Annotated in this window: 20 protein-coding genes; 2 read left to right on the top strand and 18 right to left on the bottom strand. The window is 62.5% G+C overall.

Annotated elements, in window-relative coordinates; genetic code table 11:
* Nucleotide 1: 1 nt before the first annotated feature.
* From QZ269_RS00100 to QZ269_RS00090, 3 genes are all read right to left on the bottom strand, one after another.
* Nucleotides 2-691 carry a hypothetical protein gene (locus QZ269_RS00100; RefSeq protein WP_291422974.1) on the bottom strand — a complete coding sequence of 230 codons (690 nt, stop codon included), beginning with the start codon at nucleotides 689-691 and terminating at the stop codon, nucleotides 2-4.
* A 1-nt stretch (nucleotide 692) separates the two neighbouring features.
* A complete protein-coding gene (locus QZ269_RS00095; RefSeq protein WP_291422972.1) occupies nucleotides 693-1487 on the bottom strand; it encodes a phage holin family protein in 795 nt (264 codons plus the stop codon).
* 353 nt (nucleotides 1488-1840) lie between these two features.
* Nucleotides 1841-2113 carry a hypothetical protein gene (locus tag QZ269_RS00090; protein WP_291422970.1) on the bottom strand — a complete coding sequence of 91 codons (273 nt, stop codon included), beginning with the start codon at nucleotides 2111-2113 and terminating at the stop codon, nucleotides 1841-1843.
* A gap of 317 nt (nucleotides 2114-2430) precedes the next feature.
* On the opposite strand from QZ269_RS00090, the gene QZ269_RS00085 reads away from it, so the two are divergent.
* A complete protein-coding gene (locus QZ269_RS00085; RefSeq protein WP_291422968.1) occupies nucleotides 2431-3732 on the top strand; it encodes a replication-associated recombination protein A in 1302 nt (433 codons plus the stop codon).
* 211 nt (nucleotides 3733-3943) lie between these two features.
* On the opposite strand, the gene QZ269_RS00080 is transcribed toward QZ269_RS00085, so the two are convergent.
* From QZ269_RS00080 to QZ269_RS00070, 3 genes are read right to left on the bottom strand one after another with little or no spacing between them, the layout of a single operon-like run.
* Complete coding sequence (locus tag QZ269_RS00080) at nucleotides 3944-4759, bottom strand: cytochrome c oxidase assembly protein (RefSeq protein ID WP_291422966.1); 816 nt, start codon at nucleotides 4757-4759, stop codon at nucleotides 3944-3946.
* 24 nt (nucleotides 4760-4783) lie between these two features.
* Nucleotides 4784-5470: an SCO family protein gene (locus tag QZ269_RS00075; protein WP_291422964.1), complete on the bottom strand. Its 687-nt coding sequence runs from the start codon at nucleotides 5468-5470 to the stop codon at nucleotides 4784-4786.
* Nucleotide 5471: 1 nt separating this feature from the next.
* Nucleotides 5472-6011: a copper chaperone PCu(A)C gene (locus QZ269_RS00070; RefSeq protein WP_291422962.1), complete on the bottom strand. Its 540-nt coding sequence runs from the start codon at nucleotides 6009-6011 to the stop codon at nucleotides 5472-5474.
* Nucleotides 6012-6245: 234 nt separating this feature from the next.
* On the opposite strand from QZ269_RS00070, the gene QZ269_RS00065 reads away from it, so the two are divergent.
* The gene (locus QZ269_RS00065) at nucleotides 6246-7238 is read left to right on the top strand and encodes a LacI family DNA-binding transcriptional regulator (protein ID WP_291422960.1); all 993 of its coding nucleotides are present in this window, start codon (nucleotides 6246-6248) and stop codon (nucleotides 7236-7238) included.
* A 14-nt stretch (nucleotides 7239-7252) separates the two neighbouring features.
* On the opposite strand, the gene QZ269_RS00060 is transcribed toward QZ269_RS00065, so the two are convergent.
* From QZ269_RS00060 to QZ269_RS00005, 12 genes are all read right to left on the bottom strand, one after another.
* Nucleotides 7253-8140 (bottom strand): AAC(3) family N-acetyltransferase, encoded by an 888-nt coding sequence (locus tag QZ269_RS00060; RefSeq protein ID WP_291422958.1) that lies wholly within the window; start codon nucleotides 8138-8140, stop codon nucleotides 7253-7255.
* 297 nt (nucleotides 8141-8437) lie between these two features.
* The gene (locus QZ269_RS00055; RefSeq protein ID WP_291422956.1) at nucleotides 8438-8794 is read right to left on the bottom strand and encodes a hypothetical protein; all 357 of its coding nucleotides are present in this window, start codon (nucleotides 8792-8794) and stop codon (nucleotides 8438-8440) included.
* Between the two features lie 347 nt (nucleotides 8795-9141).
* On the bottom strand, nucleotides 9142-10593 hold the full coding sequence (locus tag QZ269_RS00050) for an MFS transporter (RefSeq protein ID WP_291422954.1): 1452 nt from the start codon (nucleotides 10591-10593) through the stop codon (nucleotides 9142-9144).
* A 367-nt stretch (nucleotides 10594-10960) separates the two neighbouring features.
* Complete coding sequence (locus QZ269_RS00045) at nucleotides 10961-12544, bottom strand: ABC transporter substrate-binding protein (RefSeq protein WP_291422952.1); 1584 nt, start codon at nucleotides 12542-12544, stop codon at nucleotides 10961-10963.
* 424 nt (nucleotides 12545-12968) lie between these two features.
* The gene (gene secA / locus QZ269_RS00040) at nucleotides 12969-15578 is read right to left on the bottom strand and encodes a preprotein translocase subunit SecA (protein ID WP_291422950.1); all 2610 of its coding nucleotides are present in this window, start codon (nucleotides 15576-15578) and stop codon (nucleotides 12969-12971) included.
* A gap of 92 nt (nucleotides 15579-15670) precedes the next feature.
* Nucleotides 15671-16261 (bottom strand): spermidine synthase, encoded by a 591-nt coding sequence (locus QZ269_RS00035; protein WP_367272176.1) that lies wholly within the window; start codon nucleotides 16259-16261, stop codon nucleotides 15671-15673.
* 663 nt (nucleotides 16262-16924) lie between these two features.
* On the bottom strand, nucleotides 16925-17809 hold the full coding sequence (locus QZ269_RS00030; RefSeq protein ID WP_291423119.1) for a PhzF family phenazine biosynthesis protein: 885 nt from the start codon (nucleotides 17807-17809) through the stop codon (nucleotides 16925-16927).
* Nucleotides 17810-17846: 37 nt separating this feature from the next.
* Nucleotides 17847-18341: an NUDIX hydrolase gene (locus QZ269_RS00025; protein ID WP_291422946.1), complete on the bottom strand. Its 495-nt coding sequence runs from the start codon at nucleotides 18339-18341 to the stop codon at nucleotides 17847-17849.
* Nucleotides 18328-19524, bottom strand: a complete 1197-nt coding sequence (gene prfA, locus QZ269_RS00020; protein WP_291422944.1) for a peptide chain release factor 1 — start codon at nucleotides 19522-19524, stop codon at nucleotides 18328-18330. The genes QZ269_RS00025 and prfA overlap by 14 nt, the downstream gene beginning before the upstream one ends.
* Before the next feature lie 496 nt (nucleotides 19525-20020).
* On the bottom strand, nucleotides 20021-20419 hold the full coding sequence (locus tag QZ269_RS00015; RefSeq protein ID WP_291422942.1) for a serine hydrolase: 399 nt from the start codon (nucleotides 20417-20419) through the stop codon (nucleotides 20021-20023).
* A gap of 107 nt (nucleotides 20420-20526) precedes the next feature.
* Nucleotides 20527-20784: a hypothetical protein gene (locus QZ269_RS00010; protein WP_291422940.1), complete on the bottom strand. Its 258-nt coding sequence runs from the start codon at nucleotides 20782-20784 to the stop codon at nucleotides 20527-20529.
* Entirely contained in the window at nucleotides 20777-21421 is a 645-nt protein-coding gene (locus tag QZ269_RS00005) for a response regulator transcription factor (protein WP_291422938.1), read from the bottom strand. The genes QZ269_RS00010 and QZ269_RS00005 overlap by 8 nt, the downstream gene beginning before the upstream one ends.
* Nucleotides 21422-22214: the final 793 nt, after the last annotated feature.

The raw sequence follows: 22214 nt of genomic DNA, 5'->3' as shown, positions 1-22214 counted from the left end.
TTCAGCGGGCGTTGGGGTTAGACATCTGCTGTTCGTCGATAGGTGTCCCGACCGCCTTGGCCTCGACGTGGCTTTCGGGAATGGGAACCACGCCCTTATGCGTCGGCTTGACGAAGCTGGTCACGCCATCAGCAGCCGCAGCAGCGTGAGCCGGAGTCGCGGGCGCAGCGGCCTGCACCGCCCCGGAAGGCGACTGAGCCGCGTAAGAGGGAACCGCCGCCGCGTGAGCCGGAGCAGCGACGGGCTTAGGGGCCGCAGGCAGCGCCGAAGACTTGCTCTGGGGCTGCCCGGCTTTGTCGAGGAGGCCACTGGCGACTTCCTCCAGCTTGGGCGAAACGACCTTTTCCATAACCGTTTTGAATGCAAAAGTGACGAGGGTGGCGACCAAAGCCCCGGCGGGGCCGGGATTTTGCTTGGCCTGGGCCTTCATGAGCGCCTTCTGGTGCTTGACCGGACTGCCCGCATCTACATAGACGCGCTTGGTCTTGCGAAACTGCCGCCCGACCATTAGCCCGATTACGGCCCCAACTGCCGAGGCTCCGCCCAGCATCTTGACCGGCTCCTTTTCCATCTGCACGTGCAGACCGACCTGTTTGGTCAGGGCGTCGACGCTGTTTTTCAGGCGTTCGCGGGCTTCTTCCTGCTCGGTCATGTAGCGGATGTCCTTGACGTACTTGGGATCCTGGGTCATCTCAGTACCCTTCCTTCTTCATGTCCTCACGGAACGTGGGGTCGGTGCTGACGCTGATGCCGGGGGCGCTGTGCAGCACGACCGGGTTTTGCAGGTTGGGGTCGTCGTGGTGGTCATGGCCTTCAAGTTTCTTGTTCAGGCCACTGCCGTGGATCTGCGTCTCGCCGTCGGGCCTGCTTTCGTACACGGGAACGGTGGTGGTGCCGCCCTCGACGCGCAGGGTCGCGTAACCGTCGGCATCAGCGACCGGCTGGCCACGATCGACGTAGACGTCACCAACGGGGTATTCCACCGAGCTGAGGGGTACGGCCCCGGCGGGCGCACCCTTGACTGCGGCGGCTGTGACACCAGTCGCGGCATGTCCAGCCGCTGGGCTAGTTCCAGTTGGGCCAGTTCCAGGAGTCGTACCGGACGAGGCCCCGGCGCTACCGGGCAGCAGCTGGTCGGAATCGACCGGGCGGCGCGGCGGGTCGGTATCGATCTCGGTGCTCAGCTTCTGTAGACCCAGCATGACCATGGCCCCAGCCAGCGCCAGGCTGACCAGCGCGATAAGCAGTGCGGCGGCCCAGGCTCCCAGGCCCAGCCTCATCAAGCCGTAGAACAGGAACAGGATCAGGAACAGCAGGCCCAACAGCAGCGGACCGACGGCGCCCAGCAGAATAACGACCCCAATTCCCTTGGCCTTGACGACAGCCGCGACTTTAGTGCCGACAGCCTTGATTTCGGACTTAACGAGAACCACGCCAGCGTCAAAAACATCGACCAGGGCGCTTCCCATACTCTTGCGTTCTTCCATGCCTTCCTCCGGGCTTCCGGGCCGTCCAGTGTGGAACATACCCTTCATACATTGCTCAGCATAATGAAAATTGCACCCGAGATGTAGATAAAACAAAGAAAGTCTGAATATCTGCACGTTTTAGGTGGAGTCAAGCGGGTGCAGCACACTCACTGAACCCGGAAACCCGGCGGGAGCAGCCACCAGCGCAGTCGCCCTATCCGAACTCCGCTCAATTCCGCCCTCAGGCCCCATTCCGGGTGCCGTTCTGACCAAGAGGCCATTTTGCCCAAGAAGGCACCGCCTGCGCCTCACTTTTGCCCGGCCTGCGTCCAAAACTACCCGGCGCAATCGGCAGTCCGTACTACCCCAGATCAGTCGCCTAGAAAGACCGCCCGCTCGAAGGTTCCATCGGGGCGCATGGGGGGCAATTCCTGCGCGGCGGCGTGCTTGAGACGGGTCAAGGCGAGGTTGACAGCGGGACCTTCACCGTACATCTTAGCGGCCTCTTCGGTCAGCAGAATTTCCATGCCGTGCCTGCCCTGCAAGGCCCGGATCACCCAGCTGTCGCCCTCGGCATAGTGGGTCACCTGTACCCCGGCAGGAAAGGCGGCTAGTTCAATCTGGTGGCGAATGTCACTGAGCATGCCGCTTATTGTGCCTGTTCTGCCGGTCAGGGGCCTTTAGATCAACTTGCATAATTCAGTGCTCCGTAACCTTTCTGAATGTCTGCCAAGACGGTGCCCATAAGCATGAGGTTTCGGTGCTTTTGCCTAATGACCGGCACTGCACCCGGCAGCCACTTAGAGCAGTTCTCCGAATGATGGGCACGTCGGAAAAACACCGCCGCCCCCTTGATTCCACGTCCTGCTCTTTCTTTTTTACCCGGTTCCACTCGGCAAAAAGAGGGTCAAAAGAGCACCATCTTTTTGCAAAATGTTTTAGAACTCGTAAACTCTGGGCCGTGACCCTGTTTGATCCACCTGCGCCCCTGGCCGAGCGGCTGCGCCCCCGCAACGTGGCCGAAGTGGTTGGCCAGACCCACCTCCTGGGGCCGGGCAAACCGCTCTCAAAGGTGCTGCAAAGCGGGCGGCTGGGCAGCCTGCTGCTGTGGGGGCCACCCGGCGTGGGCAAGACGACGCTGGCGCGGCTGCTGGCCCGCGAGGTTAATGCCCATTTTATTCAGCTCTCGGCGGTGACAGCCGGGGTTAAGGACGTGCGTGAAGCGGTGATCGAGGCCGAGCGCGAACGGGGACACGGCAAGCGCACCATCCTGTTTCTGGATGAGATTCACCGCTTCAATAAGGCCCAGCAAGACGCGCTGCTGCCGCACGTCGAATCGGGGCTACTGACTCTCATCGGCGCGACCACCGAGAACCCCAGCTTTGAGGTCAACCCGGCGCTGCGCTCACGGGCCAGAACGCTGGTCTTGCAGGCCCTCTCGCCCGACGACCTGCGCGGCCTGATCGGGCGGGCCCTAAGCGACGAGCGCGGCTTGCCCGGCGTGAGTATCGAAAATGATGCCCTGGAACTGCTTTCGCGCCTGGCCGACGGTGACGCTCGCCGCGCCCTGAGTACGCTGGAGGTGGCTGCCAGCCTCGCCAACCCGGTGACCGCGCAGGCCGTGACCGAGGCGTTCGGCAAGCACCTGCCGCAGATGGACAAGAACGGCGAGGAGTTCTACAACCTGATTTCGGCGCTGCACAAGTCGGTGCGCGCAAGCCATGTGGACGGAGCGCTGTACTGGCTGGCCCGCATGATCGAGGGCGGGGCCGATCCGCTGTACGTGGCCCGGCGCGTGGTGCGTATGGCCGCCGAGGACATCGGGCTGGCCGACCCGCAAGCGCTGCGGCTGTGCATTGCCGCCCGCGACACGGCGGAATTTCTGGGCAGCCCGGAAGGCGACCTGGCGCTGGCGCAGGCGGTGGTCTACCTGGCCCTGGCTCCCAAAAGCAACAGCGTGTACGTGGCCTGGAAAAACGCTCTGAACGCCGTGCGCGACAGCGAAATGCTGCCAGTTCCTGTTCACCTGCGTAACGCCCCCACTGCCCTGATGCGCCAGCAGGGTTACGGGCAGGGCTACGCCTACTACTTCGACGACCCCGCCGGATCGTTCGCCCAGAACTACCTGCCAGAAGGTGTGGAGCTGGGCCTGTACCAGCCTACGGGCGAGGGCTGGGAGGCGCGGGCCGAGGCTCGCTGGCGCAAGTTGCAGCACGCGCACGGCGCAGGATTATCCGACCCAGACGACACTTCGCCCAGCTAAATTGTAAGAATGCCTACCGTGGGCAATGTCCGCAGAGCAGTGCCCGTCGGTCTCTTAGCTCTGGTCGGCTCTGCTGGCAGGCTCGAACGGCGAACCCCGTATCTTTCCTTCTGGCCTGCGCCCGGATCGAGTCTGAAACTGCACGGTTCAAGCGGAATTCGTATGAGCGCAAGCAAGCGTAGCGACTGAACCAGTTCGCCCAGCCGCCGCCTCAGCTCCGGGGCGGCTTGGGCAAAGAGTCGCCGTCGGCCAGTTTGATCAGCCACAGCATCAGCTGCCCGAAAGCCAGAAACAGGCTCGGCAGGCCCGCCACCATCATGATCCAGCCCGCGTACTGCTGGTTCTGGAGCGGGCTGAGGTTCCACAGGCACAGCGCACTGACGTAAGGCGTGTACAGCACACGCGGGGTATAGAGCCAGATGGCCGCCACCGTCATCATGGGCACGGCGGCCAGCAGGCCGAACCAGCCGCGTGAACCAACGTGAGCGGGCTGCACACCGGGAAGAGGCCGCAGAATGACCCCCCAGACCATCAGGCTGCTGATGAGATACAGGGCCGGAAGCAGCTGCGCGGCGCTGTTGGTCACCACGCTGGCATTGAACCCCGCCGGAATATTCCAGAAGATAATGACGGCGGCCCACACCGCCAGCGCCACCCACGGGTCAAGCAGCAGCCCTAGAAGCTGCCCCAGGCCACGCCGTGAATCCAGGCGGATTTGCGGTAGCCCCAGCACCAGCAGCGGCGGCACGACCTCGGCCAGCATCATTAAGCGGGCCATGTACAGCGCCATGCTTTGCCCGGTGAGCGAATTGCTCTGGCTCTGGGTTGTCAAAAACCACAGCAGCAGGCCAAGACTGAACAGGGCGACCTTCCAGGCGGGCCACCAGTTGCGGTTGTGCGCGGCGGCGTACTGCCAGAAATAGACGCCGCCCACCAGCAGCAGGGCTACCAGCATCGGCCAGTCCGGGCGAAAGGTCAGCAGGTCAAGCAGCCCCGGATTCAGGTTGATACCGCCGGACGCAGTCATTGGGTCACCTTCATCGAGTTACGCTCATCGGGTAGGATGCTCCGCGACGTACTGCACGTCCTGCGCCACGCGCTGCACCTGCGGCAGCTGGGTATAGTCCCACAGCGCCCGCAGTTTGCCCGCCGAGTCAATCAGGTAGGTCGCCGTGGTATGGCTGATCTGGTACTCGTCCGGCCCCTTAATGTCGGACTTCTGGTAGCCCACGCCGTAAGCCTGCGCCACGCTACTTAGCTGGTCGCCCGGCACCACTACACCCGTCGCCTGCCCAAAATAAGTAACGTAATCGTGCATGCGGCTGACCGTATCGCGGGCCGGGTCCACGCTGACGAACAGAATCCGGAAATTTGGCCGCTCACTGGCCGGAAGCAGGTTACGCACTTTGGCCAGGTACGCCAGACTAACTGGGCAGATGTTGGCGCAGTGGGTAAAGCCGAAAAAGAGCGCTGTGGTGGTTTTTCCGTCTGGGGCAAACGTAAACGGCTTTCCCAGGTCATCGGTGCCGCTGAACCTGGCCGCCGCCGCAGGGGGACTATAAGACGTGCCGAAAAAGGGATAAGGACTCTTGGAGCGCGTGAACATCCAGACCCCGCCCAGCAGCAGGGTCACGGCGCACAGGGCCAGCGCCGCCGACACGTACCAGGGACGAACCGGCGGCGCGGCCTGCTCGCGCTGTAGCGAGGCCAGCGGTTCCTGTGCGGGAAGGTTTGTCATCTCAGGGCTTCTTGACCGCCGCTTTAACGCTCAGGGTTCGGCCATCGCTCGCCTGAAGCACGATAGGCAGCACCTCGCCCACCTTCAGGGGACGTTTCAGGGCACTAAGCATAACGTGGTCGCCGTCGCTTTTAAGGCTTAGCGTGCCGTGTGCGGGCACCACGAGCACAGGGGCCGCCACCATGCCGGACATATTTTGCGCCTTGAGGGTATGCATCAGCATACTGTGGCCCGCAAACGTGGCCGTGGCCCCACTCAGCATGACAGCCTGCCCGGAAGTGTTTTTCAGGGTCATGAAAGCGCTGGTTTCCTTAATGCTCGGCGGCACGGCCACGATCACGGCGTTTTGTACGCTGAGGGGCAGAACTGCCTTGACACCAGGTTGAGCCACAGGTTTAGCCGTCTGGGCAGGCATTGGCATGGCGTGGTTCATAGTGTGGCTACCCATGTTGTGGTTCTGGGCCATTGCAGGCCAGGCCACCAGAGTCGGAAGTCCCGAAAGCGCCAGCGCAAAGACCGTGGGTGAGAGATTTTTCAACATACAGGCGACCTCGGGAAAAAAGACATTTTGGCAGCAAGCAGGGCGGGAAAAACGGGCCAGTCCTGCGTCCGGTTGCCGTTAGTGTAGACGCGGACTCAAGGCAAGTTGTCCCCAGCCCTGTAGTATGTTTGCCCGTCACCCTGTGGAGGGTGCCTGAACCGCCCGCTAGGCAGCGCGGAGAGTCCTGGCAATGTGGAACAGTTTCCATAAATCGGCGCTATGGTGAACCAATCAATGCGTAAACCTACTATTCAAGATGTGGCCCGAACCGCAGGCGTCGGCGTCGGTACCGTGTCACGGGTACTTAATAACCACACGGCGGTCAAGCACTCGACCCGCGAGGCCGTGCTCAAGGCGATTGCCGACCTGGATTACACCCCCAACCCGCACGCCCGCCGCATTGCCGGGGGCAAGAGCTACACCATCAGCGTGCTGCTGCCGGTCGTGACCACAGAGTTTTACGTGCGGCTGCTCGACGGTCTGGAAACTGCTTTTCAGGCCGCCCGTTACGATGTGGCGATTTTTCCGCTGCTTGACCGGGCGCGGCTGGAACGCTACTTAGGGTCCCATACGCTGGCGTATCAGGCCGATGGACTGGTCATGGCGAGTTACAACCTGAGCACTCTTTTCCAAGAAGGCGTGCAGCGCAGCGGCCAGCCGATGGTTCTGGTGGATGCGTACGCCGAAAACGTGGACTGCGCCTACATGGACAACGTGGCGGGGGGCCGCATCGCCGGAGAATACGCCGCCCGCTTTCCCGGTGAAACCTACGCCCTGTGGGTTGAAACGGAGCTGGACCATATCTTTACCACCCGCGTCTTCGAGGAACGCCGTGCGGGGTTCGTGTCGGCGCTGGAATCGGCGGGGCAAACCCTGGCTGGCGAGTACAAGACCAGCTTCGATACCCAGGCGGCCCGCAACGTCGCCGGTCATTTTCTAGCCGAGGCGCAGTTTCCCTGTACCGTGTTCGCCTCGGCAGACCTGATTGCCGGAGCCCTGCTCGACGAGATCGAGTTGCGGGGCCTCAGGGCCGGGCAAGACGTGCGCGTCATCGGCTTCGACGACCAGCCCTGGGCCGAGCGCCGGGGCCTGACTACCGTGCACCAGCCTGTCGAGGCCATGGGCCATGAGGCGGCCACCCTGCTGCTGTCGCGGCTAAGCGGGTACAGTGGCCCAGTCCGGGCGCGTAAATTTATGCCCACGCTGGTCGTCCGTCAGAGCGCCTGAATCCAGACTGGCTGTTAAGCGTTCCCGGCAGCATTTGCACTGTCAGCATTTGCCCTGTCACCATTTGCACCGTCATTACCTGAACCGTGACTATCTGGCCCGCGAACGTGTGATCTGGGGTGCAGCCCGCCCTGGCGAATCAGGCCACGCACCTGCTGACAGCGGCAGCCCTTGAAGGTACACAGCAGCCCCTCGGGATCGCGTTCCAGAAAGCGCACGGTGGCGTCGACCAGATCACGTACCCGGTAGAGCCGCAGCAGACTGCCGCCCACTTCGACCTCACGGCCCAGAAACTGCACCTCGGGAAGCAGGTTGTCGAAATCGGCGGAGCAGTTCGGGAAAGCAGTCGGCACCACCTGACCACCGACAGACACATAGCGGGTCAGTGCGGGCACCCCCGCCAGATACTCGCCGTAATGAATGGTGGTATTGCTGCCGAAATCTACCCCCGCCAGCAGCACGTACCCGTCGAGGTCGTACAGCGCCCCGATAGGCTGATAAGGGCTTTCCAGCGTCTGACACGCCACAACCTGCCTGGCAGCTTCACCCACGGCAATAAAACTGAGGGTCGGGTGAAAGGAACGCTCGGCGGCGGCCCGCTCGACCAGCACCTGCGCGGACCGCCCGATGTCGCGGCTGACCCGCGTATCCCGGTTGAACTGAGCACGGGGGCGGTCAGTCGAGTGAATAAGCAGGGTGGCGTAACTGAACGCCGGGGCCACCAGCGTGGCGGTGCGCTGTTCCAGGGCGTCGACCAGGGTTTTCGCGCCGCCCTCAAGGTGGCCGAAGGATTTGAGGCTGGCGTGCAGAATAACGTGCTGGGTGCCATTCAACCCCAGTTCTGCCAGACCATGGTCCAGTGCGGCAACAGTCACAGCAGGACGACGCAGCAAATTCAACATTACTGGGCAGTCTACCGCCGTCTCCCCTGTTCTGGCAAAAGTCCGCCGACCTTTGGGTGCCTCCCACCAAATGGAATAGACCGCCAGGACGGTCGCTTTTACTGTGCTGGTCCCACGCCCCCTGTGGGCCAGCTGCACAGCTCGCCCTTGCGCCGCCTTCGCTCTCCGAGGCCCACGAGTGGAGAGGGGCTAGAAAAAGCGTTACAAACAGATTTTTTCTGCTTCCCAAAACATACTTTAAGCCCGGTGATCCCAGCATGGGGACGCGCCCCCGACCTTTGCCAGCGTTTAGACTATTCAGGGTCGGCGGTCACCTGGCAAGCCAAAGCGCTCACGCAGAAAACGCCCCTGATTCACCAGCCGGTCTGCGGCCACATAGTCCAGCCGGGTCGCCTGTTTTACGCCGTCGATCATCAACTGCAACTGTTCGGACAGCAGAGCCTCAGGATTTTGCCCCTGCGCGGCCAGCTGCTGCCTGGCTCCAACGCTCAGTTCAAGGTAAGCCTGAACGGTACCCGGCAAGTAATTCCGCGCTGTCTGCTCCAGCAAAAATCGGGTGCGGGGATCGGCACCGTGAATATCAGCCTTTAGCAGAGTGCCGACCAGGGCCAGCAGCTCTGTGGCCTTTTGCCGCTGAGGCTCAGGCAGCCGCAAGATCAGGGCGTCTGTGTCCGCCGAGCCGCCGACACAGACCGCCGGGCGCGGGGGTAGGCTAGTGGCCGAAAGAGCCGCCCGACATACCCCACGACAACAGAGATCAGAATGAGGATCAGCAGGGCGATCACAATGATCATCGGGGTTTATCCTAGAGCATTTGGTAAGACAGGGCGGCTTTTTAAGACCTTTATGCCGGGTCAGTATGGCTGTCTGTTAGACACACCTTTTTCCGCTTCTGGAGAGGCCAGAGGTCAAGTTGTCCCGTACTGAAGTGGTGGCCTAGACGAAGTGAACCCCACGCATGGAGTCCACTTGGCGAACCTGTTTTTAAAGGAACTGCTTTTTCAGGCGTGGTGCGCCGGGGTGTCTTGCCGCACCGCGACCTGGGGCCGGGTGACCAGCACCACCGCCAGCAGCGCCAGCAGCACCGCGCCGCTGAACAGGTACGGTGAACCGTGCCCGGCACGCTGGTACAGCGAAGTGCCGATCAGGGGGCCGACCATGCGGCCCAGGGCCAGGGCGCTGCTGTTAAGGCCCGCCACGGTACCCTGCTGGCTGTCTGGCACGCTGAGACTCAGGGCCGCGCTCAGGGTCGGACTGAGAATGGCGCTGCCGATACCAATGACCGCCAGTGCCCCGGTCAAGCGCCAGTATTGCGTCGAGGCCAGCACCAGCAGCACCAGCAACACGATGAAGGCGATGCCGGAGTACATAGAAACCTTGCTCCATAGCGCCTTGCTGTCCGACTTGCGAGCCGCGAAACCCGCCACGCTGACGACGACCAGCAGCAGCGCCGTCAGCGCCCCAACCAGCCGGTAAAGTCCGGCCCCCAGCGGAAGCGCCAGGAAACTGGTCGCCATCAGCGGCACCAAGAACATGCCCGCCCCCATGATGCTCAGGCCCAAGATCAGCAGCGGCGTGGGCGCGACCCGTTTGGGCAGCGTGCGCATGGCCCCGCCCTGAATCAGCACTGCCACAAAGCCGAACACCGCCAGCATGCCACCCACCGTCCGCGCCGTCTGGGTGGGGTCGAGGTGCATCGTGTCCTGCACGAAGAAACTGATGGTCTGTTCCATGCCCACGCTGGCAAGAGTGGTTAGCGCACTGGCGGCCAGAAACAGTGGTATGGCTCCCTGGCTTAGCAGTGAGCGGCGATCCTCTTCCTGCGGCTTGTCCTGCCCCGCCTGACGCGTTTCCGGCAGCACAAAAGAGGCCACCAGCGCCGTGAGCAGGCCCAGGCCCACACTGAAAAAGACCGGCGTGGTGAGGCCGAACCGGGCCAGCGCCGCGCCCAGCGCCGGGCCGAAGATAACGCCCAGGCCAAACGCCGCCCCGATCAGGCCCATGCTGGCCGCCCGGTTGTTGCGGTCGGTGATGTCGGCCATCATCGCCTGCGCGGTAGGCAGCGTGGCGCTCGACAAGATGCCACCCAGCAAACGGGACGCGATAAGCAGCGCGAACACGGTACCCAGCGGCAACTGATGTTGCAGCCCCAGGTGCGCCACATATCCGAACATCCCGAAGCTCAGCGCAAAACCGACCAGTCCCAGCAGCAAGATGGGTTTGCGCCCACGCTTTTCGCTTTGAGCGCCCCAGACCGGGCTGAAGACGAACTGCATCAGGCTGTAGGCCGTGCTGAACCAGCCCGCCTGCGCCGGGGTCAGGCCGATCTCGCGGGCCAGCGGGCCGATGATCGGAAACAGCACGCTCAGGCCGAGCATGGCAATAAAAATGGTTAGAAACAGCGTGATCTTGGTGCTGCCGCTACCGCTGGCCGGATGGGAAGAAGCGCTCATGCGAGCGAGTATACACCCGCAGCTTACCGATCGGTCAGGAGGCGACCTTACATTGCTACACTGGCTTAGATCAGTTCTCCGAATGATGGGCACGCCGCAAAAACACCGCCGCCCCCTTCATTCTACGTCCTGCTCTTTCTTATTCACCCGTTCCACTGGGCAAAAAGATGGTCAAAAGAGCACCACCCTTTTGCAAAATGCTCTAAAGGCGTTATACGGACTGCCGGTTGACTCGCTGCACTCCCGAATCACTCCGAGCGGACGCGAGTGGGAACAACAGACGGACTGGGCGGTGTAGAGCCGCAGTCGGCATGAACCGGGGGCCTAAAAAAGCCCCCACGACGGGGGGCCAAGGCTGCCAGAAACCTTATTTCTTGCCGTCGAGGGTGATGTCCTCGAAGGGAGTGAGGGTTGACGGGCCGGGCACCCAGCCCCTGACATAGCTGCGGGTGGCGGCCAGCGGGCGCGAGTGAACCACCGGCAGGCGCACGTTGGCCTCATAGGTCAGCTCATTGATCTGGGCATAGGCTGCGGCCTGCACCGCGCGTTCACTGGAGGCCGACGCCTGACGCAGAAGCTCGGAAATCTTGGCGTTCTTGTAGTTGCTGTCCTGGCTAGACTCGTCACCGAAGTAGGTGTAGTAGAAGGTATAGGGGCTGGCATACGGCCCGGTCCAACCGATCATGTGCATGTCGAAGCCCGGCGCCTTGAGGCGGTCTTGCAAGTACTTGGCCCAGTCCTCGGTCTTCAGGTTGACCTTGATGCCGATGGCCCCGAGGTCGGCAGCCATCGCCTCGGCAATCGGCTTGGGCGTGGGGAAGTACGGGCGGCTGACCGGCATGTACCACAAGTCCAGCGTAAAGCCGTTCGGGTAGCCCGCCTCGGCCAGCAGTTTTTTAGCCGTTGCCGGGTCGTACTTGTAGTCGGCGGGCACCTTCTGGCTATTGGCCCAGTCGAGTGCGGGCGGCAAGAAGTTGGCGTCGCTGACCCCCAGCCCGTTCCAGAAGCTGTCCACGATAGCTTTCTTATTGATCGCCGTGAAGATGGCCCGGCGCACCTTTTCATTGGCAAGATACTTATTGGCGGTGTTTAGGCTCAGTGTCCCCACGTTGAACGAAGGGATGAGAACCGGCGTAAGGTTCTTGTCGGCCTTGACCGCGCCGAGCTGCTCGGGGTTGAGATCGGTGGTGAAGTCGATGTTGCCGGACTTCAGCTCGTTTAAGCGGGCGCTGGGGTCTTTGATGAAGCGCAAGATCAGCTGGTCGTACTTGGCCTTGTTGCCCCAAAAGTTATTGTTGGGCACCAGGGTAATCCGGTCGCCACTGGTCCAGCTCTGCATGACGAACGGCCCCGAACCCACGGGCAGCGCCGCCGGAGTGCCGTATTTGGCCCCAGCCTTCTTGATGGCCGTGGGGCTGGCGATACCAAAAAAGCTGGTCGCCATGGTTTCGGGCAGCGGTGCAAAGGGCCGCGTGAGGGTAAAGACCACCTTGTTGGTGCCGTCGGCTCGCACACTTTTAAGCAACGTGTTCGGCTCGCCTTTGAAGCCGCCCATCACGAATTGCCACGAAATGAAGGTCTTGCCAAAGGCCTTGGCCCCCGTGGGCGCGTCCTGATCCCACCAACGATTGATGTTGAACACCACCGCCTCGGCGTTGGCAGGCGTACCATCGGTGAATTTGACGCCGGGGCGCAGGTAAAAAGTCCACTCGGTCGCGTCCTTGTTGGCCTTCCATTGCAGTGCGAGACCGGGGGCGAGATTCGAGGTGCCCTTCTTGAACTTGACCAGGGTGTCGTAGACCAGCGTCTGCGGCGTGCTGGAATTGCCGTCGGAGATGGTGCCGGAATCCAGCGACACGGGTTCGCCGCCCGCACCGTACACCAGTGAAATCGCGCCCGCCGCAGAGGGAATAGACAGAACCAGGGTAGCCAGAATGATTTTGTTGAACATGTGACCTCCAAGATCAGCACGTGGATAGACGGAAGGAACCCAGAATGTCAGAGCCTGAGCGAGAACCTTAGCGGAACAGGATCACATGGTGAAGAACAGGTCAATGGTAGCGGCCCGCCGCGCCAAGCGCACGCAGTCTGTTCATACAGGACGAACAAAAAAACCGCCGCGCCTCCTCATACGGACTGCCGATTGAACCGGGCCGTGTTGGATTCAATCCGAGCGGAGGCGAGTGGGAAAAGAGAAGAGTTTGGCGGTATGGAGTTGTAGAACTGCTTGTAGAGGTCAGGTGGTGTCGTCTTGGCCAGAACGGACTCGCTTGAGCAAGCCTGGTCGCTTCTTGACCAGAGCGGCACCTAGGATGGGGCCTAACCGCTCCCGACTGCGGGCGGAATTGAGCGGAGAAGCGGGGTCAGGCTCCGGCTCAGGCCGTTTCGCCGAACTGCATCCGGAATACGAACTTGGTCACGTCGGCCTTGAGCTGGTCGATCATCTCGTTGAACATGGTGGTGGCCTCGAACTTGTATTCCGTAAAGGGGTCGCGCTGGCCGTAGCCGCGCAGCCCGATGCCCTGGCGCAGCACGTCCATGTTGTGCAGATGTTCCTTCCAGTGCTGATCGACCGATTGCAGCAGCACATAACGCGCCAGACTGTTCATCATGGTAGGGCTGAGTTCTTCCTTGCGGGCGTCGAAGGCATCGGCTACCGCTTCCAGCAGGCGGTTCTGGGCCTCAGCGGGTGCGGCGTGGCGCAGCGAATCGAAGTCGAAGTGTTCCAGCGGCGGCACGGCATCCACCATCGCCGTCCGGAGGCCCTCGATATCCCACTGATCCTGGGCCACGTCTACCGGCAAGAAGGTCGCCAGCTGCATATCGACGAAATCGGCGATCATGCCCTCGGTGGTCTCATCGACGTCATTGTCCGGCCCCAGCAGCACTTCGCGGCGCTGGGCATAAATTTCGTCGCGCTGCTTGCTCATGACGTTGTCGAATTCCAGCAGCTGCTTACGGGTGTCGAAGTTGCGGCTCTCGACGCGGGCCTGCGCCTTCTCGATAGCCCCAGTGACCATCCTGGCCTCGATGGGCTGGGTATCGTCCATGCCGAGGCGGTCCATCATGCCGACCACGCGCTCGTTGGCAAAGAGGCGCATCAGTTCGTCCTCGAAGGACACATAAAAGCGGCTGCTGCCGGGGTCACCCTGGCGTCCGGCCCGCCCCCGCAGCTGGTTGTCGATGCGGCGCGACTCATGGCGCTCGGTGCCTACAATGTGCAGCCCGCCCAGTTCGCGCACCTTTTCCCGGTCGGCGATGGTCGCGGCCTGCAACTCCTGCGCCTGACGGATAAAGTCAGGCACCATCCCGGGAATCTTCAGGCCCAGTTCGGCAGCCTGGGGGTCCTCACGGCTGATCGCCTTGATAAAGGCCTCAGCCTCGGGAGCAAAGCGGCTGATGCCGAAATGCTGTTCGAGCGCCTCGCCCAGCACGTACTCCGAGTTGCCGCCCAGCATGATGTCGGTGCCGCGCCCGGCCATGTTGGTGGCGATGGTCACGGTATTGCTGCGCCCGGCCTGCGCAATGATCGAGGCTTCCTGCGCCTCGAATTTGGCGTTCAGGACGCTGTGCTGAATCCCGGCCTGGGTCAGCAGTTCGCTCAGCTGCTCGCTGGTGTCGATGCTGGCCGTACCAATCAGAATAGGCCGCCCCGTGGCGTGTATCTGCTGCACTTCCTGCACCACAGCGCCGTACTTGCCCGCGCGGGTGCGGTAGATCAGGTCTTCGCCGTCCTGACGCAGAATCGGCTTATTGGTCGGAATGACCAGCACGTCGCTGCCATAAATATCCAGAAATTCCTTTTCCTCGGTCTTGGCCGTACCGGTCATGCCCGCGAATTTATCGTACAGGCGGAAGAAATTCTGATACGTAATGGTCGCCAGCGTCTGGTTCTCGTTCTCGATCTTGACGCCTTCTTTGGCTTCGATGGCCTGGTGCAGTCCCTCGCCGTAGCGTCGGCCCGGCATGCTACGCCCAGTGAACTCGTCGACGATGATGACCTCGCCCTCGGCGTTGACGATATAGTCTTTCTCGCGCTGATACAGCTCGCGGGCGCGGATGGCCTGAGTGATCATGTGGGCCTTGTCCATCGATTCGGGGCTGTACAGGTCGGGAATGCTCAGCAGTCTCTCGATCTTGGAAATACCCGCCTCGGTCATCTGCACCTGTTTGTTCTTTTCCTCGATGGTGTAGTCGCCGGTCGGGTCGGCCCGCACACCGGGTTCGGCGGGTTCGCCGCGCTGAAGGCGCTTGATCAGCTTCGCCATCACGTAGTACTGGTCAGTGGCTTTTTCAGCGGCTCCCGAGATGATCAGAGGAGTCCGGGCTTCGTCGATCAGGATGCTGTCCACTTCATCGACGATGGCGTAGTGCAGCGGATGTTCGGCCCGCAGCGCCAGCGCCTCTTTGGACTGGGCCATGTTGTCGCGCAGGTAGTCGAAGCCCAGTTCCGAGTTGGTCACGTAAGTGATGTCGCAGGCGTAGGCGGCCTGTTTTTCGTGCGGCTGGAGTTCGCGGTTGGCCAGCCCCACGCTAAGGCCCAGCGTACGGTACAGCAGCCCCATCTCCTCAGCCCCGACTCGGGCAAGGTAGTCGTTCACAGTCACGAGGTGACAGCCCTTGCCTTCCAGCGCGTTGAGCGACAGCGCCAGCGAAGCCACCAGCGTCTTGCCCTCGCCGGTCTTCATTTCTGCGATGCGGCCCTGGTGCAACGCAGCCCCGCCGATAAGCTGAGTATCATAGTGCCGCTTGCCGATAGAGCGCCGCCCCGCCTCGCGGATCAGGGCAAAGGCGGGCACGATCACGTCGTCGAGCGTCTCGCCACCCTCGGTCACGCGCCGCCGCAGGGCCATAAACGCCTCGGCGAGATTGTCGACTTTCATCGTCTCTTCTTCAAGCGCATTGACGGGCTGCACCACCGCTTTCACGATGCGCTCCACGTCGCGCTTGTTATTGTCAAACATCTTGTTCAGGACACGAAACATTACACGCGAGTATACTCCCAGTCCGATTAAGAAATTCTTTCAGGGCCAGTGGCAGACCCGGTTGCGGCCCACCTCAACGGTGCCAGCCTGATTCAGCCCCTGACCGCCACCCAGATGGTGTGCCACGCGCCGCGTTCACCACGCGCCCTGGCCCTACGCACTTCGACACCGAAACGCGCGCGGCGCAGGGCCGCAGTAAAGCGGGGCACGTCCTCGACACTCCAGACGCCCAGCACGCCGCCGGGCCGCAGCGACAGGGCGATCGAGCGCAGGCCGCCCGCCGAATACAGCCAGTCGTTGTCCTGGTGGGTCATTCCCTCAGGACTATTGTCCACGTCGAGCAGCACGGCGTCGAACAGCCCCGGCGACTCGCGGACCAGCCGCCCCACGTCACCGACATGCACGCGCGTGCGGGGATCGTCCAGCGGCCTGCCCGCGCATTCGCCCAGCGGCCCCCGGTTCCACTCCACAACTTCGGGCACCAGTTCGGCCACCGTGACCTGCGCGTCCGGCCCCAGGCTGCTCAGCGCCGCCGCCAGCGTAAAGCCCATGCCCAGGCCGCCAACCAGCACCCTCGGCGCGGGCCGGGAAGCCACCAGCGGACAGGTGTAGGTTGCCAGAGCCTCCTCGGAGCCGTGCTGGCGGCTGTTCATCAGCTCGGTGACGTATCCGGCGATCCGCATACTGAATTCGCCCTCGCGCTGCCACAACTCCAGGGCGTCCTGCGTGCCGGGAATGGCGGCGCGGCCTAGCGAGACCCAGGGCTTCAAGTGGCCCCTGGTAAGAAGCTGGCGATTGCAGTTGCGCGTACTCGGGGAGAGCGCCCGAATCCGCTCTGCGGCGCAGCTCTACGGGTCCGCTTCCACCAGCAGCTCCTTTTTGCCTTCTCACTGCACTCTGGAAAGAGGTGCATCATGACGCCCTCTTTATCCGGCAGCTACTTAAGGCGGCGAACAAAACGGAACTCGGCAGGGAAAGCATCGCCGGGCAGTGTACAGCGAGTAGGCGACCCTCTGTTTTGAGGCCGCCAGACTACTATGAATTGCGCTCCATTCCGCCCGCAGTTGGGAGCGGTGAGGCCCCTTCAAGGGTGCCGTTTTGACCAAGACAGCGACCAGGCCCCTTCACGGGCGCCGCTCTACGAGGCCGCTCGGGTTGAAGGGTTTTGGAGCATTTTGCAAAAGGGTGGTGCTCTTTTTGCCGAGTGGAACGAGTGAACAAGAAAGAGCATGACGTAGCATGAAGGGGGCGGCGGTGTTGTTCCGACGTGCCCATCATTCGGAGAACGGCTCTAGGAACGGCCCCGCCGTCAGCAGTCGCCCGATGACTCAACCTTTCGGCCAGCCTCAGTCCTCCTGCCAGAAGCCCTCGCGGTCGAGCACCGCACAACCGCCCACATGCACGGCGAGAACCTGATCGTTACGAATCTCGATTTCGACCTCAACCTCGCCGGGGCTGCCGACTGCATGGCCCTGGTAGATCGTGCCCGCCGCGTTCCCGCCCCGGACAGGCAGGCGACCTTCGCGGGCCAGCAGCCCCATCAGAGCGCCGCCCGCGCTGCCTGTAACCGGGTCTTCAGGAATACCCAGCGCCGGAGCAAAGTCACGCGCAGCAAAGCGGTTGACTCCCAGCGGAGCGTAGGCGTAGATGCTGCCCACATCCAGCGCCCCACTCAGCACTTCCAGCGCGGGCAAATCGGGTTCCAGGCCGTCGAGCACCAGGGCGTCGAGCAGCGGCACGAACACGCTCCACAGTCCGGTAGACGCGGCAACCAGCGGCAAACCACGGTGAATCAGGCGGTCGCTGATGCCCAGGGCCTCGGCCAGTTCGCTGTGCAGGGCACGCGGCACTGGGCGCGTTTCGTGGCGACACTGCTGCATCCAGACCTGTCTGGGCACCCCCGCCTCGCTGACCAGGCGCAGCGGCACCCGGCCCGCCAGCGTTTCGAGTTCCAGCGCCTCGCCTGCCCAGTACCCGGCCTGCGCCAGAACCAGACCCAGCGCCACCGTCGCGTGGCCGCAGAACTCGACTTCCTGGGTTGGCGTGAAGTAGCGCACCCGCACCAGCCCGTTCTCGGAGCGGGTGACGAACACCGTTTCGGGCGCTTCGAGAAAGGCGGCCAGCTTCTGCATCTGTTCCTCGGAAAGCTCGCCCGCGCCGAGAACCACGCCCGCGCGGTTGCCCTGGCCCGGCGTCCCAGTAAACGCGCTGACCTCGCTATAGGCGATCAGACGCTCCGTCCGGCGATTTCTGGTCATGGTGCTCCCCCTAACCCGGCGATCTCAGGGCCGGAATCCGCAGCCCGCCGCGCCCATCCCAACCCTTGAAAGCGTAAAAGCGCCCCGGCTCGCCCGTCCGCAGGTAGTCGGCCAGCGGCTCACGCATAGGCGGCGAATCGAGCTTGTCGAGCGCCTCATCAACGGTACAGAACTTGGCCTCGACAATAAACCCGTCTGGGTCTGCCGGATTAAGCAGCCCTTCCCAGTTGGCCTCGAACGCCACAGCAATCGCGCGTTCGCCCCGGCGCTCGTCCTCGATATGCACCGTGTAGGCCATGTGATTGATGCCGGTCAGTTTAAGCCCCGTTTCCTCGAAAATCTCGCGGTAAAGCGCCTCGGGCAGCGTTTCGCCGTGCTCGACGACGCCACCAGGCAAGGTGTGGCGCACCCTCCCCTGCCCCTGCCAGTCGTTGCCCACCAGCAGCACCCGGCCAAAGCGGTCACGCAGGATTCCGGCGGCCACCAGCAGGTCACGCCGCGCCATGTTGCCCAGCTCCCTGTTGCCCAGCTCCCCCTGAACCCGCCCGTGAATCTGCCTGTGAAGGTGTCTGTGAAAATGTCTGTCTGTCGCCTTCTTGATCCGACATCGCCAGCAGCTGCCGCTCACGCTCATCGCGGGCCAGCGCCGCCACCACCGGCCCCAGGTGGCCCTCGATTACGCTGTCGAGCGGGTAATTCTTGTTTTCCCCTTCCAGGCGGTGGTCGGTGACGCGGTTTTGCGGGTAGTTGTAGGTCCGGATTTTTTCGGAGCGGTCCCCGGTGCCCACCTGAGCCTGGCGTTCGCTGCGTTCCTTTTCCTCACGGACGGCGCGTTCCTTTTCGGCCAGGCGCGAGGCGAGCACCTGGATGGCCTTTTCCTTGTTCTTGAGCTGAGAACGGCCATCCTGACAGACCACGATCAGCTCCTCAGGCGTGCCGGGCCGGAAGACGGCCCGCACCGCGCTGTCGGTGGTGTTCACGCCCTGCCCGCCTGCCCCCTGCGACCGGAACACGTCGAAGCGTACCTCGGAAAGGTCGAGACGAATCTCGTCTTGCTCGGCCTCGGGAATGACGGCGACCGTGGCCGTGCTGGTATGAATCCGGCCCTGCGACTCGGTGGCGGGCACGCGCTGCACCCGGTGAACGCCGCGTTCCCACTTGAAGGCACGGAAGGCGCCTGCTCCGTTCACCCCGTCGCCCGTGACCTCGGCCACGACCTTGCTGGCCCCGCCCAGATCAGACTCATTGGCTTCCAGCACGTTCAGTTTCAGACCGTGCGCCTCGGCGTAGCGGCTGTACATCCGCAGCAGGTCGGTCACGAACAGCCCGGCCTCGGCCCCGCCTGCCCCGGCCCGCAGCTCCAAAATCACACTCTTGCCGTCGTCGGGGTCGGTGGGCAGCAGCAAGACCTCGATCTCGGCAGCCAAGTCGGCCAGCCGGGCTTCGATACTGCCCACCTCTTGGGCCGCCATCTCGCGCATGTCGGGGTCGGTCAGCAGCTCACGCGCTCCGGCGAGGTCGGCTTGCAGGCCAGCTTGCTCACGCAAGAGCGTCACCAGGGGCAGCAGTTCGCGGTGCCGTCTGGTCAGGCGGGCGTATTCGCGCCCATCGGCCAGCGCCGCCGGGTCGCCCAGAGCACGCTCGACCATTCCAAATTCGGCGCTCAATTCATTCAGGCGCGAACTCACGTGGCGCACACCTTCCACGGAACAGAGGGCCGCAGCGCTCCAGCGCCGGACGGCCCCCAGACAGACCAATAAACTCTTGACACAGGAAACATGAACGCAGTCTACTGCCGGGGGCAGCCTCTGCGCTGAAAGCGGCCCTCATTCTCAGGGCTTCCGCAAAGTCGGTTCAATTTTCAACCTGGATCAAATTGCTTCTGATATGGAATCGAAAAAGTCTGTTTTCATCACTCGATGATCTTCGATTCAGAGTCGCTTTTTGTGCCAAAAACAGAAATTGGAGTGTTCATTCTGCAATTTTGGGACTTTGCGGTTGCCCTGCCCCTGAAGGCAGGAGCAACCTGTCCAAAGGTGGCGAGCAAGGGCCACAGTTGCCGGGCCAGCAGCGGACGGCGCGTATAGGTCAGGCCGACATCATGGTGAACGCCCCTGAGCTCTTCATTCTTAGACAGCGGTACACCAGCCTGCCCAGGAGGTGACGCGGCCACCCCCCGGCCAATCAGGTCGCGGAGCGGCTGACGTTCCAGCAGGGAAACAGGGCGGTCAACGGTTTACCGAGCCACTCACCCTGAATTAGACCATTTGACAGGCGCAGCTCCAACTTGCCGACCTGCCGGGTATTCCGCAGGCCCAGCCGCCCGAAATTCATGTTGATTTCAGTCACTCCGAGGCGGTCTATCAGCAGATTGGCTGCTGTATGGTGACTGACCGCGATCATCAGCACGTCGCGCCAGCTCGGGGCCAGGCCCGCGCCCAGTTGATGTAGGACGCCCGCTCCCGGTACCCGGTCACTGGCCTGTATGACCACACGCCCGTCCAGGTCGAGCACACGCGCCTGAACCGCCTGTAAAGCCAGCACCAGAAGAGGCACTTTAATCGTGCTGGCCTGCCAGATCACCGATTAGGAGCGCGACTGTGCCGCCGACTATACCGCCGACTGTATCACTGACCGTGTCGCTGTAGCCCTCAGCCGAGAGCAGCGCCGCAAAGTCCCCAATTCCGCCTTCACTCCAGGCCGGTCAGTCCGGCCAGCACAGCAAAAGGATGCGGCGTGCCCACAGGGCGCAGGGTGCAAAATGGTGGCCCGCCCTCCGGTTCGACGCGGTGCGGACAGGTCGGGCATTCGGGAAAGGCCTGTTCGGTGTAGGCCAGGTCCGGTTCAGCCGACTGGACGATCCATTCCCGGTCACATCCCGCCCGAAAGGTCCGTGGGGCGCTGCTAGAGAACCCCTGGGCCTTCTCCCCGCCTCTGGCTTTACTCAAGATTGGCGATGCCCTCACGAATGGCGTACAGCGCGGCCTGCGTGCGGTTGTTCAGCTGCAACTTGGTGAAAATTTCAGAGAGGCGGTTACGCACGGTCTTCTCGCTGATATCGAGCCGCAGGGCAATGTCCTGGTTAGAAAAGCCCTGCGCCAGTAACTTGAGAATCATGGTTTCGCGTTCGTTCAGGTCGGCGTGCTTCTCGCTGGGCAATTCCTCGCGCTTGTCGCGGAAGTCGTCGAGAACGTTCTGGGCCATCTCGGCGTCGAGCAGCGCCTCGCCCCCGGCCACGCGCGTAATGGCGTCGATCAGGGTGGTGGCGTCGGCGTCCTTCAGGATGTAGCCCCTGGCCCCAGCCTTGACCGCCTCGAACACGTAACGGTCCTGGCGGTACATGGTGATCATGATGACCCTGGCCTCCGGACTGATTTCCAGAATGCTCTGGGTGGCCTTGACCCCGTCGAGTTCAGGCATCTGGATGTCCATCAGAATCACGTCCGGGTGCGTCTCGGCGGCGTACCGCACCGCCTCACGCCCGTTGGCGGCTTCACCGATCACCCGCATACCTTCGGATTCCAGCAAACTGCGCAGGCCCTGGCGAAAAAGGGCGTGGTCATCTACCAACAGGACACGGATCATAAGAGCAGTTTACGTGTTTTGCCCCTGAGCAAATGTTGCCCGGAAGCGTTGTCATACAGATTCCGCTCAATTCTGGTCCAGCCGGGACGCGGACAGGCCTCTTCATGGGTGCGGTCAGGCCCCAGCCTGGGTGCCGTTCTGACCAAGAGGCCGTTTTGGTCAAGAGGCGGGCAGGCTTGTTCAGCGAGTCCGTTTTGCCCGAGAGGGCACCGCCTGTACCGCGAAACCCGTAGTTTTCCTTCTCGCCTCCGCTCGGCTTGAAGTCGAAACTACCAGATCCAAGCCGTAGTCCGCATAAAAGAGGCGCAAGAGGGCCTAGTGTTGCCAGAATCCAGCAGGTAAAGGGAAATGGGCGGCTCTCATCTCCTGGGACTAACGGAGTCGTGTAAAAACTCACATACCGGCCTCATCCGGTTTTTAGTCGTGCTGCGCAAAAACCCGATTTAGCGTCTAGCATGAGCCAAGCCGGGCTTAGGCTTGACCATAGGTTTGTCACGCTTGTATCATCCATCAATCTAACTTTTTCTTCACATAAAGTGGGAAGAGGTTAGGTGACGCAGAGAGAAGGGCAGTACGGCGGCCTACCCCGGGAGAGGAAACACGGCAACTCGCCCCACCACCTTCATCAGGGCCAGAACCACTTCTTGCTGCGGGCATTTGTTATACGGGGGTTCCCTATGAAGAAAAGTCTGTTCCTGCTTACCGCTGCCCTGACCTTTGGCGGTCTCGCGGGTGCCCAAACGGCACCCGTCGCCGCCGCCCAGGTCCCCGCGCTGACCGACGTTCCCGCCGG

Source organism: Deinococcus sp. (genome assembly GCF_018260405.1).
GTDB lineage: Bacteria > Deinococcota > Deinococci > Deinococcales > Deinococcaceae > Deinococcus.
This window is presented reverse-complemented; position numbering and strand designations above follow the sequence as displayed.